At 37.0% G+C, this 18695-nt stretch carries 9 protein-coding genes; 6 read left to right on the top strand and 3 right to left on the bottom strand.

The window, feature by feature from the left end; translation table 11 throughout:
* Nucleotides 1-56: 56 nt before the first annotated feature.
* Nucleotides 57-1079 (bottom strand): proline-specific peptidase family protein, encoded by a 1023-nt coding sequence (locus B0A80_RS09870; RefSeq protein ID WP_089077188.1) that lies wholly within the window; start codon nt 1077-1079, stop codon nt 57-59.
* 259 nt (nt 1080-1338) lie between these two features.
* Here B0A80_RS09870 and B0A80_RS09865 point away from each other — a divergent pair, with 259 nt between their 5' ends.
* Nucleotides 1339-2175 (top strand): helix-turn-helix domain-containing protein, encoded by an 837-nt coding sequence (locus B0A80_RS09865; RefSeq protein WP_089077187.1) that lies wholly within the window; start codon nt 1339-1341, stop codon nt 2173-2175.
* Between the two features lie 87 nt (nt 2176-2262).
* On the top strand, nt 2263-2808 hold the full coding sequence (locus B0A80_RS09860) for a YbhB/YbcL family Raf kinase inhibitor-like protein (RefSeq protein ID WP_089077186.1): 546 nt from the start codon (nt 2263-2265) through the stop codon (nt 2806-2808).
* Here B0A80_RS09860 and B0A80_RS09855 read toward each other — a convergent pair.
* Both B0A80_RS09855 and B0A80_RS09850 read right to left on the bottom strand, forming a co-directional pair.
* Nucleotides 2796-3215 carry a hypothetical protein gene (locus tag B0A80_RS09855; RefSeq protein ID WP_089077185.1) on the bottom strand — a complete coding sequence of 140 codons (420 nt, stop codon included), beginning with the start codon at nt 3213-3215 and terminating at the stop codon, nt 2796-2798. The genes B0A80_RS09860 and B0A80_RS09855 overlap by 13 nt on opposite strands.
* A 258-nt stretch (nt 3216-3473) precedes the next feature.
* Entirely contained in the window at nt 3474-4232 is a 759-nt protein-coding gene (locus B0A80_RS09850) for a response regulator transcription factor (protein ID WP_089077184.1), read from the bottom strand.
* A gap of 307 nt (nt 4233-4539) precedes the next feature.
* Here B0A80_RS09850 and B0A80_RS09845 point away from each other — a divergent pair, with 307 nt between their 5' ends.
* The 4 genes from B0A80_RS09845 (at nt 4540) to B0A80_RS09830 (ending at nt 18647) form a co-directional block, all read left to right on the top strand.
* Nucleotides 4540-5172 carry a hypothetical protein gene (locus B0A80_RS09845; RefSeq protein WP_124020465.1) on the top strand — a complete coding sequence of 211 codons (633 nt, stop codon included), beginning with the start codon at nt 4540-4542 and terminating at the stop codon, nt 5170-5172.
* Between the two features lie 250 nt (nt 5173-5422).
* Nucleotides 5423-5956 (top strand): UpxY family transcription antiterminator, encoded by a 534-nt coding sequence (locus B0A80_RS09840; protein WP_089077182.1) that lies wholly within the window; start codon nt 5423-5425, stop codon nt 5954-5956.
* 259 nt (nt 5957-6215) lie between these two features.
* Complete coding sequence (locus tag B0A80_RS09835; protein ID WP_089077181.1) at nt 6216-17336, top strand: non-ribosomal peptide synthetase; 11121 nt, start codon at nt 6216-6218, stop codon at nt 17334-17336.
* 45 nt (nt 17337-17381) lie between these two features.
* Nucleotides 17382-18647, top strand: coding sequence for a condensation domain-containing protein (locus B0A80_RS09830; protein ID WP_089077180.1), 1266 nt, complete (start codon nt 17382-17384; stop codon nt 18645-18647).
* Nucleotides 18648-18695 lie beyond the last annotated feature (48 nt).

Genomic DNA, 18695 nt, shown 5'->3' with positions numbered 1-18695 from the left:
ACCCAAAGGGGAACGCCATACTAATTGTTGTCTTTAATAGGTTGGAATTTAGTTTGTTATTGAAAAACTTTGTTGTCGACATCGTTTATAAACTGAATTACTCCATTCATGAAGATTTTTTGATCGTCCCACATGGCGAGATGACTTCCGTTTGGGCAATAGAGGTAACGTCCTTTTTTGACTAATTTGCTTTGTTCTTCCATTGCTTTTGGATCCATTGTATCGTATTTTGCGCCAATCATTAAGGTTGGAATTATAATTTCATGCAAGCGATTTTTAATATCCCAATTGGCTAAACGACCACTGATTCCAAATTCACTAGGTCCCTGCATTAAGCTGTAGATTTCACTATTGATATGTTTGCTGGCACGATTGAGGCCGTCCGGCCATTCTTTTAGTCTGCATAAGTGTTTTTGATAAAAATTTGGAATAAGTAATTCCATATACCGTGGGTTGCTGAAATCTTTTTTGGCTTCAAGGGCTCTGATTTCTGCCAGTACTTCCGGTTTCATTTGTTTTGAAAGTACTTCATCGGCATATTTTCCGTAATCCGGGGCACTGGCCATCATGTTGGATACGAGTAAACCTTTCATGTTTTGTTGATATTTAAGGGCATATTCCATGGCTAAAATTCCACCCCATGAGTTCCCAAGGACGTAAAAATTGTTGTGATCGGCACCGATCGCTTTGCGTACTTGTTCTACTTCTTCTACAAAACGTTTTGTAGTCCATAAGCTGCTGTCTTTTGGCTGATCGCTATAATAAGATCCTAACTGATCGTATTCGTAGAACTCAAATCCTTCGCGTTGAAAGAATGTCTCAAAGCATTCCATATACTCGTGCGTCATTGCAGGGCCTCCATGAAGCAACAGTATTTTTATTTTTGGATTGTTTCCAAAACGTTTTGTCCAAACTTTAAATTCTCCAACAGGGGTTTTTATGGGTATCATCCTGACGCCTGCCGATTCTACTTCTGATTTCTTACTGTAAGTAAAGTAGTTGGATAATGAATCGGTTTTAGATTCGTTTTTGCATGAGGTCAGCAGTAAAAAGGCAAGAATGGCAATACTATAACGCATAATTTTAGAATTAGTGATTTAGAACATTCGTTTGTAATTAAAAATACGAATTTATTTTTGATTGAACTCATGAAGAAATTGGTAATAAGATTAATTGAGCATTTACTTAAAAACTCTTAAATCAGTAGAGGAATGAGAGCGTGGAAAAGTTTATATTTACAGCTTGTTTGTAATTGTCGTAAGAAGTTAAATTTCCTATCTGCGACTCATGCAGAATTAGTTAACTGTACGATTAAAATTTATTTCTTTTTTTGTTACTATGAATGTACTAACGCTTCCTGACGAGTTAAGTCTTGATCAATCAAGATTGATTACCGTCTATGATTATACTAGTTCGAAAAGGATTTCTAAACAGCAAATTATTCTGAATCAGAATGTATTTAGTTTTTTAATTGAAGGCACAAAGGAGGTTGTTTTTGATAATTCGGCTGTATCGATCGATGCTTCGAAGTTTCTTATTATGAAATCGGGACATTGCTTAATGACGGAGAAGCTTTCGGATTCGTCTAACTATAGAAGTGTCGTTTTATTTTTTTCGAATGAAATTCTGCTGCGATTTATTAGAAAAATGGAATGGAGAAAGGAGGAAGCTGAAGAATGTAAGTCTGTGCGCGCTTTTGAATATGATGTGTTTCTTAAGCGGTTTGTAGATAGTTTGGTAGATATTTCAAAACTTTCGATTGAGATTAAAAATAAGTTGTTGGAAATTAAGTTTGAAGAGTTAATGCTTTACTTGATGGGGATGTACGGTACAGAGTTTTTGTATTCTTTAACAGTAAACAGCGATGATTCTTCACAAAAGTTTTTTCAGATTATTGAAAGTAGTCATCTTAGTAAATTGTCATTAAAGGAGTTGTCTTTTTTGTGTAATATGAGTGTTTCGACTTTTAAAAGGGAATTTGAAAAACATTATTCGGAATCACCCATTAAATGGTTTCAGCATAAAAGGCTGGAGTTTGCTCATTATTTACTTCATCAGGAGCAAAAAAGTGCTTCAGAAGTTTATTTTGAAGCAGGTTATGAAAGCTTATCCAGTTTTACTCAGGCTTATAAGTCAAAATATGGAGTAACACCAAAACAGGCACAGAAAAAGTGAGCTTTTGGCTATAGTTTTTGAGCCTTTGTCCCCATTTACTTTTTATTTTCAGGGTTAGATTTGTTTAAAATCTTAAACCATAAAAAAATGAAAAAAGTAAATGCAATTTTGATAATGTCCTTAATTTTTACCACAACAATTTTCGGACAGAAGACTTTTACACTAACCAGTAAAGATTTGGGAGGTGAGCTTACTAAAGTACAAGAGTTTAAAGGATTTGGCTGTGCCGGAGAGAATCAATCTCCTCAGTTGCTTTGGAAAAATGCGCCAGCCGGAACAAAAAGTTTCGCTGTGACCATGTATGATCCAGATGCGCCAACGGGAAGTGGATTTTGGCACTGGATTGTATTTGATATTCCTTCAGATGTAAACGAACTGGTAACTAATGCGGGGGCTAAAGATAAATTTCCGATAAAAGGTGCTGTTCAAAGCATTACAGATTATGGAATAAAAGGATTTGGGGGCCCTTGTCCGCCGGAAGGCCATGGATTTCATCAATACATCATTACTGTTTATGCTCTTAAAACGGATAAATTAGGACTTGATGAAAATACCAATCCGGCTATTGTAGGGTTTAATTTATGGAATCAGACTTTAGCAAAAGCAAGTATTGTTGCTTATTATAAAAGATAGTTATAAATTGATGTTGAAATTATAAAGCAGGATGTTCTGAGCATCCTGCTTTTTTTATGAAGTATTGTATTAATTAATGATTTAACTTGTTGTAATATCGGCGCATAACTATCGGTTACGGAATAAGCGGTTAAGATGAAAGCAAATGTTCCTGCATTGGTTTGCGGATTATTGGTTTTCATCCAGCTGTTTATTCCTTCGGCGATCATATCGGCTATATCTTTTCCATGATCAGCAACAGTCAGTGTGGTTGGAGTTACCAATAATACTGACACATCTATAGGGAAAGTGGTTCCCGGAATAATGTAGGTATAATCACACTGCATTTTAATGGTGAATTCCGTAATAGCACTGTTTATATTTTCGGTTAAAGCATAGCTACAGAGTATAATTTCAAAAATCTGCACAATCTGCCAAATCTGCGTGAAAAATATTCAACACATGGATACATAGATTTTAAGAGATGTGTAAAGAGTAAAGAGTAAAGAGTGTCTCATAGAAACACATTGCTCTATTATAACGCTCTGCGTTTTATTAAAAGTGAAACGCCTTATTTTAGGCTGTAAAGTCTATGTTTCTATGTGTTTAAACCATAGTCGCAGAAAAAATCTGCGTGAAAATACTCCACGCATAGAAACATAGTTTTTATAAGGAATAAAAGAATATTATATCAGTTTATTACTGGTGGCATAAGCGATGGCTTCAGCAATATTTCCTACCCCCAGTTTGGTGAACAACTTTCTTTTGTGAAACTTAATCGTATCAGCCGATACAAACATACTTTCGGCCATGTTGGCAATGGTAAAACCCCTTATAGAATATTGCAAAACCTCCTTCTCACGGCTGGTCAGTTCTATCTTTTTCAGCACCTTCCAAAAATCCCCCTCAAGGTCATAACTGAAGATCTTATTTTCTCCCTTTTTATAAATTTTGATATTCCCCGACTGCAATTCAGAAGAAAGTGAGATAATACAAATCGATTTCCAGATTTTTCCATCATTGGTCAGGAAAACAGGAGTCAGTTTTTGATTCACCAAAAAAGTCTTTCCATTGGGATTCTTCAATCTAAAGTCATAGGAGATGGTATGATTCAGACGTTCTTCTACAGGAATATTTTGATAGAAGTCAAAACCTATGGTATTGATTTTTAGTAATAAATCCAGATCTTCTTTGACCACATACTTAAAATAAAAGGCATATCCGAGTTCCTGAACCTCTGCCGGAGTGTGATCACACAAGAATAATGGATTTTCGGATACATACTCAAACCCTTTTTTTTCGTAATCAATAATATAAATACTACTGTAAGTTGTTCTGGCAAATGCTTTGACCAGTTCTAAATAATTTCCCAGTCTTCCTTTCTCATCTTCAGAGATCTTTTGAACGGTGTTGTTTGAGGAAAAAAAGTCGTTTTCAATTACCATATTTTAATAGTTTTTTAACAGGTTGTGAATATAGGAAAAATTGGAGATATGATGTTAAATTAATTTTATTTCTATACGAATTTAACTTCATTTCAATAAAAATGATATTTGGGTTTTTGGCCATTTTTTTTCTTCTAAAGTTCATTTTTAAAAACTACACTTAAGGGTAGTTTTTAATTAAAATACTGTAAACTAGTATTTTGTGTAATATGAAGCGTAAATTGTGGTGATAGTTTTGGAGAAAACAAATACTATGAAACTCGCCAAAAACCACCACACAGCAATTAGTCAAAATGACATCTTTCGTATGTCCAAATTTGTAGTCACAGAAAACTTCAATCACCACTCTAATGAAGTTTTTCCGGGCCACTATCAAAAAGATATTGATGCCGTTTACAAAGAAGAAATGAACTTCCTTGAAAACTCCAAAATATTCGCATTCAAAAACGAATTGGGAGACTTTACCGGTACCATCAGAGTTCTAAAATGGGACTTCATTACTCCGCTTCCCATTCAAAAAATGTTTGGGATCAATCCTTTCTTATGTGCAGAAGGAGATGCCATCAATGAAATCTGGCACATTGGACGTTTTGCCATTAAAAAAGGCGTTCGTGATGTTAACCTTCTAAAAAAACTATTGGTTTGTGCCATTGCACCGGTTTGCAAACACAAAGACAATATGGCCTTTGCCGAAATCGACGCTAAACTGCTTCGCGTACTAACCCTAATGGGTATCAAAGCAAAAATTGTGGGTAAATCAATCGAATACCTGGGATCAGAAACAATACCTGTATCGATGTCCTATAATGGTCTTATTACTTTTTACAACGAGAACAAACATTTGGTTACACCGGAAGATTTTGAGCTTTCTTCTGTAAACTATAAACTACCCAATAAGGTAGTATTTAACGCTAACCAATTGAACTACACTTTGGTGTAGTAGAATTTGAAAACCTATATTGTAAATTTACTTCAGTAAAAATAAGTAGTTGTATTCGCAACTTTCAGATTTTTACACACACTCAAAAGGCATCAAAATTTACCTTGAGAGTTCCAACAAAAACATTATTACCAAAATTACTTTAGAGTAAAAAAGGTAAAGCTATTAAACCAAAAAACGTATCTAAAAAAAATAACCATGTGACTGGTAATAGCGCAGCTATGTCCGGTGACGAAAAAAACCAAATAATATGGATCGAAAACAAGGTTGGCATGTTCTTTACGTAAAGTACAGACATGAGAGTAAAGTCTACAAAGAATTAATGGAAAAAAAATTAGAAGCTTTTTTACCTATGGCCACCAGCATTAGACAATGGAGTGACCGAACCAAGAAAATTGAAATTCCCTTATTTCCCAGTTATGTTTTTGTAAACATTAGAAACAACAAAGACTTTCATGATGCTTTAAATGTAGAGAGCGGTTGTTCCTACTTGTCTTTCGGCAAAGAATACGGCAAAGTTTCCGAAGAAGAAATCGCTTATATCAAACTCTTTACCCAGGGAAAAGATATGACCGATGTTCAAGTCGAATCGGCACTGCCAAAAATAGGCGATAAACTTAAAATCGAACATGGCGAACTATCAGGTTTGGAATGTGAAGTTTTCAGAGTTGACAATCAGCACAGAATCAGCGTACGATTAAGTTCATTGCGCCAGAATATATCAGCCATAATACCTTTGTCGTATTTATCCAATCCGGAAGAAAACGTATTTGCAAAGGCATAGGTTTTAGATTTTCTTTTCAATTAGATTATCGCCTCCTATATAATGGAGCTAATCATTAAAGTGATTTTTGTACTTGTTGTAAAGTGTAAAAGATCTCTTATCTCAATCCTTTTTTACCACATCAAAATCTAGTTTTACTACCTGGTAAATCATCACAACACATTGTCTTTTAGAACAATGTGTTTGGTGTTGTACATAGGTTATTTTAAATATATCAGTTATTAATTCAAAAATAAAGCATTTAGAAAACACTATTACGATGAAAGATATCAAATCAATAATTACCGGCTTATCCCATAAAGAAGTACAAATTTTTCTTGATGATTCAGAAGAAAATTTAAGAGTAACAGGAAATACAGCAGCTCTTACTGCAGAGGATAAAAATGATATTTCAACCAATAAAGATCGTCTTATCGCCTTACTTAAAAGCAGTAAAAACAGTGCGAAATTTAATTTTGAGTCAATTTCTGCGGTTTCTGAATCTGAAAGTTACGAAGTATCGGCCGGACAGCGCCGTCTTTGGACTTTAAGTCAGTTTGAAGGAGGGTCTGAGGTGTACAATATGCCTATGCGTACCATTTTAAAAGGTAATTATGATATAGGATACTTTCAAAAAGCGATAATCGCTACTATAGAGCGTCACGAGATCTTGCGTACTACTTTCAAAATGGATGAAAACGGTGATGTGAGACAGTACGTGCAGCCAACAACAGACGTAAACTTCGGGCTGTCTTATGTTGATTTCAGAAATGTTGCAGATAAAGATGCCAGTGTATCCGGTTATATCAAAGAAGATTCATTCGTTCCGTTTGATTTAGAAAAAGGACCATTATTTCGTCTAAGTTTATTACAGACTGAAGAGGATACTTATGTTTTTTATTACAACATGCACCACATTATAGGTGACGGCTGGTCGATGAATGTATTATCAAAAGATGTATTTGCATTTTATGAGTCTTTTGTAAAAGGGATTACTCCTGATCTTGCACCTCTTGCCATTCAATATAAAGATTATGCAAACTGGCAGGCAGTACAGATAAATTCAGCGGTTTCTACCAAGGATAAAGCGTATTGGATGGAAAGTCTTTCGGGTGAGTTACCAATCCTGGATCTTCCTTCAGAAAAACGTCGTCCTTCTGTGAAAACACATAAAGGAAGAAGTTTAAGAGCTTATATTTCTAAGGAAACAACAGCGATGCTTCAGCATTTTACAAAAGAGAACAATGGCAGTACTTTTATTAGTTTACTAACCACGATCAATGTTCTGTTTCATAAATATACTTCAGATACAGATATTATTATAGGTAGTCCGGTAGCAGGACGTGACCATGCAGATTTAGCCAATCAGATTGGTTTTTATGTAAATACTCTTGCCTTGCGCAATACTGTGGAGGCCGGGGAGAATTTTACTTCGATTTACAAGAGAATTAAAGAACAGACACTGGAGGCGTTTAACCATCAGATGTATCCTTTTGACAGTTTAGTAGAAAACTTAAACATAAAAAGAGATGCAGGAAGAAGCAGTGTGTTTGATGTTTTGTTAGTGCTTCAGAATACATCAGCAAATGAGGTGACGATCGAAATACCAACATCAAAAACCGATGCAATTCTTGATTTAGGAGAAACAGTTTCAAAATTTGATGTAGAGCTTAATTTCAGAGAAGCCGGAGAGCACCTTGTTTTAGATGTTGCTTATAATACCGAGGTGTACGAATATCAAATGATCGAAGGATTAATACGACACTATAAACAAATTCTGGAAGAAGTATTATTTCAACCGGAAACTCCTATTGGAAAACTAACCTACATCAGTCAGGAAGAAGAAAAAGAATTAGTACAGGATTTTAATGCTACGGCAACGAATTACCCTGTTGATCTTACGCTTATAGACCTCATTGAAGAACAAGTTGCTAATAATCCGGAAGGAGTTGCTTTGGCTTTTGAAGGAGAAGAAATGACTTATGCAGCTTTAAATGAAAAAGCCAATCAGGTGGCTCATTATTTACGCAGTATCAATGTTACAACAGAATCTATAGTAGGATTGTGTATGGAACGTTCTTTTGAAATGGTTATTGGAATGTTGGGTATTATGAAATCCGGAGGAGCTTATGCACCTATTGATCCTCATTACCCGGTTGAAAGAATAGAGTACATTATTAAAGATACTAAAGCAGAAGTGGTATTGGTAAATAACGACAGTATCAACAAAGTTAATTTTCTGGAAGGTACTACGATACTTAATCTTGATCAACAGGATTCAGTACTTGTCAATCAGTCCAAAACTAATCTAGCTGTAGCAATACCGGTTACAAATGCGGCTTATGTAATTTACACTTCAGGATCTACGGGAAATCCTAAAGGAGTTGTGAACGAACAAAGAGGTTTGGTGAACCGTCTGTTATGGGCGAAGGAGTATTATAATTTAACGGCTAACGATGTATTGATACAAAAAACTACTTTCTGTTTTGATGTATCGGTTTGGGAGTTCTTCCTTCCATTATTGGCAGGGTGTAAATTAGTAATTCCAAAACCGGAAGGACATAAAGACAGCGATTATTTAAGAGAGTTGATTGCAGCACACGGGGTAACAATGATTCACTTTGTACCTTCTATGTTAAGTGCATTTTTACTGGATATTGATGTTTCTAAATGCAGCAGTCTGAAAAATGTGGTATGTAGTGGAGAGGCTTTAAAAATAAGCCAGGTAGAAGACTTTCAAAAAGTATTGCCAAATGTTGTTTTGAGCAATTTATACGGACCTACAGAGGCTTCGATCGATGTGACAAGCTGGATTGTTCCTTTTAATGCGGTCGATTTAAAACGTGTTACGATAGGAGTTCCCGTGGCAAACACTCAGATTTATATTCTGGACAGCGAAATGAACATACTGCCTAAAGGTGTTACAGGAGAACTGTACATAGGTGGTGTTCAGGTAGCCAGAGAATACATCAATCTTCCTGAACTTAATGCTTACCGATTTGTGCAAAATCCTTTTGGGGAAGGAAAATTATACAGAACCGGTGATAATGCAAAGTGGCTTCAGGATGGTACTATAGAATACTTGGGAAGAGAAGACAGCCAGGTAAAAATCAGAGGGTACAGAATTGAATTGGGAGAATTGGATACCGTTATCAACAGCTGTCCGTTTGTACATCAGGGAGTTGTTATTGCGAAAGAAGATGCTTACGGAGTAAATGAATTGGTAGCCTATGTAGTTTTTAAAGAGAATAAAACAAAAGAAGATCTTGTTGCTTATTTAAAAGAACACATTCCGGGGTATATGATTCCGGGAATAATGGTACAACTGGATGAAATTCCATTGACATCAAATGGTAAAGTAAACAGAAAAGCATTACCGGATCCAGCATTTAGCAGAGAATATGAATATGTAGCGCCAGGAACAAAAACAGAAGAGGAATTGGTTGCCATCTGGCAGAATCTGCTAAATGTAGCGCAAATTGGTATTACCGATAATTTCTTTGAACTGGGAGGACATTCTCTATTAGCAGTACGTTTAATATCGGCAATAAAGAAAGTAATGAACGTTGGTCTTACCATTACAAACGTATTTGGTAATCCGACGATCTCAGAGCTGGCTTCTTTTATAGAAAAACAAGATACTGCCTCAACATTTTCTTTGGTAAGTAAACAAGACTTACCTGCAGATATTCCATTGTCTTATGCTCAGGAACGTTTATGGTTTATAGATAAATTAAAAGGCAGTGAACATTATCATATGCCTACGGTATTAACTCTAAAAGGAACTCTTAATACTGATTATCTTTCACAAGCTTTAAAAACAATTGTAGAGCGTCATGAGGCACTCCGTACTATATTTATAGAAAAAGAAGGTGTTGCTTATCAAGTGGTACAATCCTCAGACCGTTGGGAGTTGAATGTTGTTTCGGGAGTGGCAGATTATAAAGAATTTACAGCCGAAGAGATAAACAAACCATTTGATTTATCGAAAGATTATATGTTACGTGCTACGATTATCAAGGTATCAGATGCAGAACATATTTTAGTATTGGTACGCCATCATATTGCAACAGACGGATGGTCTGAATCTATAATCGTTAAAGAATTCAAAGAATTATACGCTTCTTATGCAACAGGAAAAGAAGCTAATTTACCAGTGCTTAACTTTCAATATACAGACTATTCCGTTTGGCAGCGTACAGAATTGTCTGAAGAGGTATTAGCAGAAAAATTAGAGTATTGGGAGTCTAAATTAACAGGAGTAGCACCTTCTGCACTTCCAACAGATTATGCAAGACCGGCTGTTCAAAGCAGTCGCGGGAACCATATCAGTTTAAAGTTAGACAGCGATCAAAGTGAGGCTTTGAGAGCTTATGCGAAAGAGCAGGGCGTAACCTTATTCATGCTATTATCGAGTGTTTATAAAGTATTATTGTACCGTTACAGCGGTCAGTCTGATATTTGTATCGGAACCACAGTTGCCAATCGTCCGCAGCAGGAATTAGAATCGATGATTGGATTCTTTGTCAATGCTTTAGCCCTTCGTACTGATTTATCCGGTAATCCATCGTTTAATGAAGTTCTGAAATCGGTAAAACAAACCACTTTAGAAGCGTACAATCATATCGCAGTTCCATTTGAAAAAGTAGTAGATCGCGTAGAGAAAACAAGAGATAAAAGCAGAAGTTCTTTATTCCAGGTATTGTTTGTTTTAAACAACAACCCGGAGGCAAAAGTTGCTGAATTTAGTGATATTACCATCGAACCAATGGCAATGAATTATAATATTGCCAAATACGATCTGACCATTTTTGCAGAAGACAGTGCGGAAGGAATCTCTTTTTCATTCAACTATTGTACAGATCTTTTCAGTGCTGCAACCGTATCAGGTTTAAGATCACATTATGAGAATTTATTGACTGCTATTTTAGAAAACGGTACCTCAGCTATAGGAAATCTGGCCATGCTTAGCGCCGAAGAAGAGCAGGCACTTTTAGTTGAGTATAACACACCTGAGTATGTATTATCAGGAAAAGGAACGGTATTATCTCACTTTGAAGCGCAGGTAGCCAAAACTCCGGATGCGATTGCATTTGTTTACAATGATAGCCGTATGACGTACAAAGAGCTGGATGAAGCTTCTACTAAATTAGCATACTACTATCAACAAACGTATGATTTAAAACAGGGTGATTTGATCGCCATGATGATGGATACTTCAAACTGGTCTTTATTGGCGATGGTATCCATTCTAAAATCAGGAGCAGGTTATGTTCCGATTGATCTTTCATTACCAAAAGAGCGCCAGTTGTACATGGTACAGGAAGCCAATGTAAAATGTTTGCTTATTGAATCTTCGAGTTTATTTGATGTAATTGATTTTTCAGTTCCTGTATTTTCTATCGATATTCAGTATGCCGATATCCAGGCACTTCCGCAGGAGGTTACCTTCTCAACATTGGCAACAGAAGATACTACAGCTTATGTGGTGTACACTTCAGGAACCACAGGTCAGCCAAAAGGAGTTCAGGTAAGTCACAAGAATTTGGTAGATTATTACGAAGGATTAGAAGCTAAGATTTCGATCAGTGCTAATAAAAGCTTCGGATTAATGTCTTCACTTTCTGCCGATTTAGGAAATACCGTATTGTACGGTTCTTTATTAAGCGGAGGCTGTTTGCACTTATTCAATAAAGATACTTTAATGGATGGGGTTAAATTACAAGCATACTTTAACGCCAACCCAATTGATTGTATCAAAATAGTACCAAGCCACTGGCAGGCGCTGAGCATAAATAACAAGTTATTGCTGCCGGCACGTACTATAATATTTGGAGGAGACGTACTTCAGGTGTCTTATGTAAAAGAAATCGCAGCACAAGATTCAAATGTGATGATTGTTAACCATTACGGTCCTACTGAGAGTACGATTGGAAAATTATTGCACCAGGTAGATCCTGCTTTTGATTACGTTACCATTCCGGTTGGGAAGTTGTTCTCAGACAGTGAAGCTTATATTGTAAGCAGCGATATGTCGTTATGTCCAATTGGAGTCTCAGGAGAATTATTACTGGGAGGTAAAGGAATCTCGAAAGGTTATCTGAATCGTGAAGATTTAACGCAGGAGAAATTTATCGCCAATCCATTTGCAGCAGGTAAAAGCGCTGTTTTATATAGAACGGGAGACTTAGTTCGTAGAAATTCATTGGGAGAAATCGAATTTTTAGGCCGTGTAGACGATCAGGTGAAGATTCGTGGATACCGTGTAGAGTTAAAAGAAATCAGTCGTGTAATTCAGGGGTACTCCGGAATTGTACAGAATGAGGTTTTATTCAAAGAAGACGCTACAGGAGTTAAACGATTGGTAAGTTATCTGGTTGTTGAAGAAGGGTATTCAGAATCTGATTTGAAATCGTATCTTTCAGGAGTTGTTCCGGATTATATGGTTCCTCAGGTGTATGTTGTACTGGATCAGATGCCATTGACTTCAAACGGAAAAATCGACAGAAAAGCATTGCCGGAGCCTACAGTTACAGAAGGACGTGTATATGTTGCAGCTGAAACGGAAACCGAAAAAGGTCTGGTTGCGATCTGGCAGGATTTATTGAATGTAGAACAGATAGGAGTTACGGATGATTTCTTTGAATTAGGAGGACATTCTTTGCTTGCCGTTCGTTTACTATCAGCGATTAAAACGACACTTAATGTTGCCATCAATATTACCGATATATTCGACCATACTAATATTGCTGCTTTGGCTTCTTTTATCGAAAGTCAGGACAATACGCTTGCACTTCCGTTAGTTGTCAAACAAGACTTGCCTGCAGACATTCCATTGTCTTATGCTCAGGAACGTTTATGGTTTATTGATAAATTAAAAGGAAGTGAGAATTATCACGTACCGGTATTATTAAACTTAAAAGGAGCTCTTAATACTGATTATCTGTCACAAGCTTTAAAAACAATTGTAGAGCGTCATGAGGCATTGCGTACTATTTACTTAGAAAAAGAAGGAATAGCGTATCAAAAAGTTCAGCCTTCAGAGCATTGGAATCTTACTGTTCTTACTTCTGTAGCCGATCAGAAAGCTTTTATCAAAGACGAAATAAGCCGTTCTTTTGATCTGTCTAAAGATTATATGTTACGTGCTACAATTATCAAGGTATCAGAGGAAGAGCATATTTTATTATTGGTTCGTCATCATATAGCAACAGACGGATGGTCGACATCACTTATCGTTAATGAATTTAAAACATTATATGCTTCCTATGCAGAAGGAAAAGAGGCGGTATTGCCAGCACTTAGTTTCCAATACACCGACTATTCCGTTTGGCAGCGTTCTGAGGTTTCCGGAGATTATCTGGCGGAGAAATTAGAGTATTGGGAGTCTAAATTAACAGGAGTAGCACCTTCTGCACTTCCAACAGATTATGCAAGACCGGCTGTTCAAAGCAGTATAGGAGACTACATAAACTTTAAATTAGATCGCGATCGCAGTGAGGCTTTACGAGCTTATGCCAAAGAAGAGGGCGTAACTTTATTCATGTTATTACTAAGTGTTTACAAAGTAGCATTGTACCGTTACAGCGGTCAGTCTGATATCTGTGTTGGAACTACGGTAGCCAATCGTCCGCAGCAGGAATTAGAATCGATGATTGGATTCTTTGTCAACACTTTGGCACTACGTACTGATTTATCCGGTAATCCAACATTTAATGAAGTGCTGAAATCGGTAAAACAAACCACTTTAGAAGCGTACAATCATATCGCAGTTCCGTTTGAAAAAGTAGTCGATCGTGTAGAGAAAGCCAGAGATAAAAGCAGAAGTTCTTTATTCCAGGTATTGTTTGTTTTAAACAACAATCCGGAAGCTAAAATTGCTGAATTTAGTGATATAACGATTGAGTCTGTGCCAATGGATTATGACATTTCGAAGTTCGATCTGACCATTTTTGCAGAAGACAGTCCGGAAGGAATTTCTTTTTCATTCAACTATTGCAGCGCACTTTTCAATTCGTCTACGATTACAGGTTTCCGATCTCATTATGAGAATTTGCTGGACACTATTTTAGCAGACGATACTTCATCAATAGGAAATCTGGCCATGCTTAGCGCCGAAGAAGAGCAGGCACTTTTAGTTGATTATAACACACCTGAGTATACATTATCAGGAAAAGGAACTGTATTGTCTCACTTTGATGCGCAGGTAGCCAAAACACCGGATGCGATTGCATTTGTTTATAATGATAGCCGTATGACGTACAAAGAGCTGGATGAAGCTGCTACCAAATTGGCGTATTACTATCAACAAACGTATGATTTAAAACAGGGGGATTTGATCGCCATGATGATGGATACTTCAAACTGGTCTTTATTGGCGATGGTATCTATTTTAAAATCAGGAGCAGGTTATGTTCCAATTGATCTTTCCTTACCAAAAGAGCGCCAGTTGTACATGGTACAGGAAGCCAATGTAAAATGTTTGTTAATCGAATCCGGCAGTTTATTTGATGTAATTGATTTTTCAGTTCCGATATTTTCTATCGATATTCAATATGCCGATATCCAGGCACTTCCGCAGGAGGTTACCTTCTCAACATTGGCAACAGAGGAGACGACTGCTTATGTCGTATATACTTCAGGAACCACAGGTCAGCCAAAAGGAGTTCAGGTAAGTCACAAGAATTTGGTAGACTATTACGAAGGATTAGAAGCTAAGATTGCGATCAGTGCCAACAAAAGTTTCGGCTTAATGTCTTCACTTTCTGCCGATTTAGGAAATACCGTATTGTACGGTTCTCTATTAAGCGGAGGATGTTTGCACTTATTCAATAAAGATACTTTAATGGATGGGGTTAAATTACAAGCATATTTTAACGCTAACCCAATTGATTGTATCAAAATAGTACCAAGTCACTGGCAAGCTTTACGCATCGATACTGATTTGTTATTGCCGGAACGTACTATAATATTTGGTGGAGACGTACTTCAGGTGTCTTATGTAAAAGAGATCGCGGCACAAGATTCAAATGTGATGATTGTAAACCATTATGGTCCTACCGAGAGTACGATTGGAAAATTATTGCACAAAGTAGATCCTGCTTTTGATTACGTTACCATTCCGGTTGGTAAGTTATTCTCAGACAGTGAAGCTTATATCGTAAGCAGTGATCTGTCGCTATGTCCAATTGGAGTCTCAGGAGAATTATTACTGGGAGGTAAAGGAATCTCGAAAGGTTATCTGAATCGTGAGGATTTAACGCAGGAGAAATTTATTGCCAACCCATTTGTAGCAGGTAAAAGCGCTGTTTTATACCGAACAGGAGACTTAGTTCGCAGAAATTCTTTAGGGGAGATTGAATTTTTAGGCCGTGTAGACGATCAGGTCAAGATTCGTGGATACCGTGTAGAGTTAAAAGAAATCAGTCGTGTGATACAAGGTTATCCTGGTGTTGTACAGAATGAAGTTTCTTTTAGAGAAGACGCTGCAGGAGTTAAACGCTTGGTAAGTTATCTGGTTGTTGAAGAAGGGTATTCAGAATCTGATTTGAAAACCTATCTATCAGGAGTTGTTCCGGATTATATGGTTCCTCAGGTGTATGTTGTACTGGATCAGATGCCGCTTACTTCAAACGGAAAAATCGACAGAAAAGCATTGCCGGAGCCTACAGCTGCAACAGGACGTACATATGTAGCACCAACCACAAAAGCAGAAGAGGATTTGGTTACCATTTGGCAAAACCTGCTTAATGTTGACGAAATAGGAGTGACGGATAATTTCTTTGAACTCGGAGGTGACTCTATCATTGTCATTCAGGTAGTAAGCCGTGCCAAGAAAAAAGGCTATCAGGTTCAGGTTCAGGATTTGTTTGACTATCAAACCATCGCAGAACTGGCGGTTGCTGCAGAACGAAATAGCAAGGAGTTTAGTACCGCCGAGCAGGGAATTTTAGAAGGAGAAGTATCTCTATCCCCAATTCAGCAATGGTTTTTTGAAAGAAATGAAGCCGTATTGTCGCATTTCAATCAGGCCGTTTTATTGAGCATCGATAAAAAGATCCCGAAAGAAAAACTCGAAAAAACGGTTGAATTAATAGCCAAACGCCATGATTCACTTCGATCAATATACAAAAAAGAGATCGTTCAGGGACAGGAAGAATGGAAACAGTTTTACGGAGAATCGGTTAATTTCTATCGAACAGAAACGATCGATGACGAAAAGAATATTGCAGAAGCTGTGACGGCAATTTGTGCAAAATACCAACAATCATTGGATATTGAAAAGGGAGATTTAGCGCGTTTTGTTCTTATTGAAACACCGGACGCTGTACCCTACAACCGATTTTTCATGGTATCACACCACTTAGCGGTAGACGGAGTTTCCTGGAGGTTTATCATCGACGATCTGGAAACACTGCTGACAGAAGAAACAACAGACGAAAAGCTGTATCTGGAAAACAAAAACAATTCGTTCAGAGACTGGATCAATAAGTTGAAAAACTTTGCAGAGACCGAAGAAATAGAATCTCAGTTAGAGTACTGGCAGCAAATTAATAGCGACTATACGCCGCTTCCAACCGATTTTTCGGCCAATAAGCCTACCAGACAAACGAAGAAAACTCAGATCGGAATTCTAAATCAGGAATATACCAAACACCTGTTGAAAGATGCCAACTCAGCTTATAATACAGAAATCAACGATTTGATGTTAAGCGCACTTCAAATGACTTTTGAAGATGTTCTGGGAACAAAACGACTGGCATTAGGATTTGAAGGCCACGGAAGAGAAAATGTACTGAAAGACATAGATGTTAGCGGTACTACAGGATGGTTTACCAATAAATATCCGGTGATTCTGTCAAAAGAAAATGCCGAAACGGAAGGCGATATTGTTAAATCGGTAAAAGAAGCATTGCGCAGGATTCCAACCAAAGGAATGGGCTACGGTTGTTTGCGTTATTTACACTCGTCTGAAGAAATACGCCATTCTTTAAAAGATTGCGGATGGGATGTTGTCTTTAATTATTTGGGACAAATCGATAATGTTCTGAATCAAAGTGCAGTCTTTTCATCAGCTCCGGAATATGCGGGAGATCATATCAGCCCAACTTCTATACTGGAAGAAAAATTTATTGTAAAAGCGATTATTGTGGCCAATGAACTTAGAATTTCCTGGGATTACTCCGAAGCACAATACCAATCAGAGACCGTTCAAAATCTGGCAGATAAGTATGTAGAATATTTAACCCAGCTTATCGAACACTGTATTAGTAAAGAAGACCGAGAACTAACCCCTTCCGATTTTGGATTAAGCGATTCATTAGATTTTAAAGAGTTTGATGCTCTGTTTGAATCTGAAATTGCCGAAGAATCTCAGGATGAAAGTGTACTAAGATTCTAAACTCATAATGAACCCTAATAACTATCACTATTAATACCATAACATATGAAATTACCTGTATCCTATCACCAGCAAAGGATGTGGTTCATCGACCATTTCGAAAGAGATTATCTCTACGAAGGAGGACCAGTTTACCATAATATACCATTGAGTTTCACCATAGAAAAAGAGGTAAGTACTGAAGAAATTTATCGTGCTTTTACACAATTGATCAACCGTCATGATGTTTTAAGAACCAAAATCGTGAGAGAGGGTGATCAGATTTTTCAAGTCATTACAACTCCTGAAGAAACGGATATAAAAAAGCTGCTTAAAGAACAGCCTGATCTGAAAGAAAATCAGGAAGAATTACGCAAGATATCCTTTGATTTTGAAAATGGAGTATTGGTAAAAGCCTATTTCGAACGTTTGGAAAATCAGATCAGGATACTATTTGTACTTCATCATGTAGTGGCAGACCGTTATAGTCTTAAGATTCTCAAAGAAGATTTTTTAAGTTTCGTTTCGCATCCCGAAGACTCATTAGGATTTACCATGCAATACAAAGATTTTTCAGAATGGGAACAAGCTGTCGATCCTTACGAAACAGAAAGCTTGGTTGCTTTTTGGAGAAAACAATTAACAGACAATCAGGTGCTGTATCTTCCTACGGATTCAGAACGCGTTCCGGTTCATATTTATCAAACTGCAACGAGCTCTTTTTCTTTTAATAAAGATGGTTTACAATCCTTTGCAGCAGTTAATGGCACTAGTCCGCAAATGGTGACTTTGGCTGCTTATAAGATGGCTTTGGCTCAGTTTTCAGGACTTTCGGATATCGTGATCGGTAGCTTGATGAACATGCGTAACCATCTTACAGAATCAACGGTAGGACCTATAGAAAATCTGGTAGTGTTACGATCTGTACTGGACAAAAATGGAACACTTGAAGATGCCTGCACAGTAGTTGCCAATACCTGGCAAACGGCATACAGCAATAAAGAAATTCCATTTGACAAGCTGGTTGTAGAAATCAACCCTAAAAAGGATATGAGCAGGACAGCACTTTTTGATGTTTTGTATTTGTACGACCGATACGATGCTGTTACCGAAGAAGAAGGAGAGCCTTTTAACTATAAAAATCAGGGATTAGGAAAATACGATCTTAATCTTTTAGTACAGGAAAGAGAAAACAGTTTTGACTTTATACTCACCTATAATGATCTTTATTTTAAAGCTGAAACCATCGCTTCCTTTTTAGAAAGTATCGAAAGTATCCTTACAACGGCTACGGAATACGAAGATACCTTAAGAGGAATTGCTGTATTCTGATTACCATTCGATAACGCACCGTATTATTTCATATTAACAGTAAAGAGT

The sequence above is a fragment of the Flavobacterium tructae genome (genome assembly GCF_002217475.1).
GTDB classification, from domain to species: Bacteria; Bacteroidota; Bacteroidia; order Flavobacteriales; family Flavobacteriaceae; genus Flavobacterium; species Flavobacterium tructae.
The sequence above is the reverse complement of the archived record's forward strand: the minus strand, read 5'-3'. Positions and strand labels throughout refer to the sequence as shown.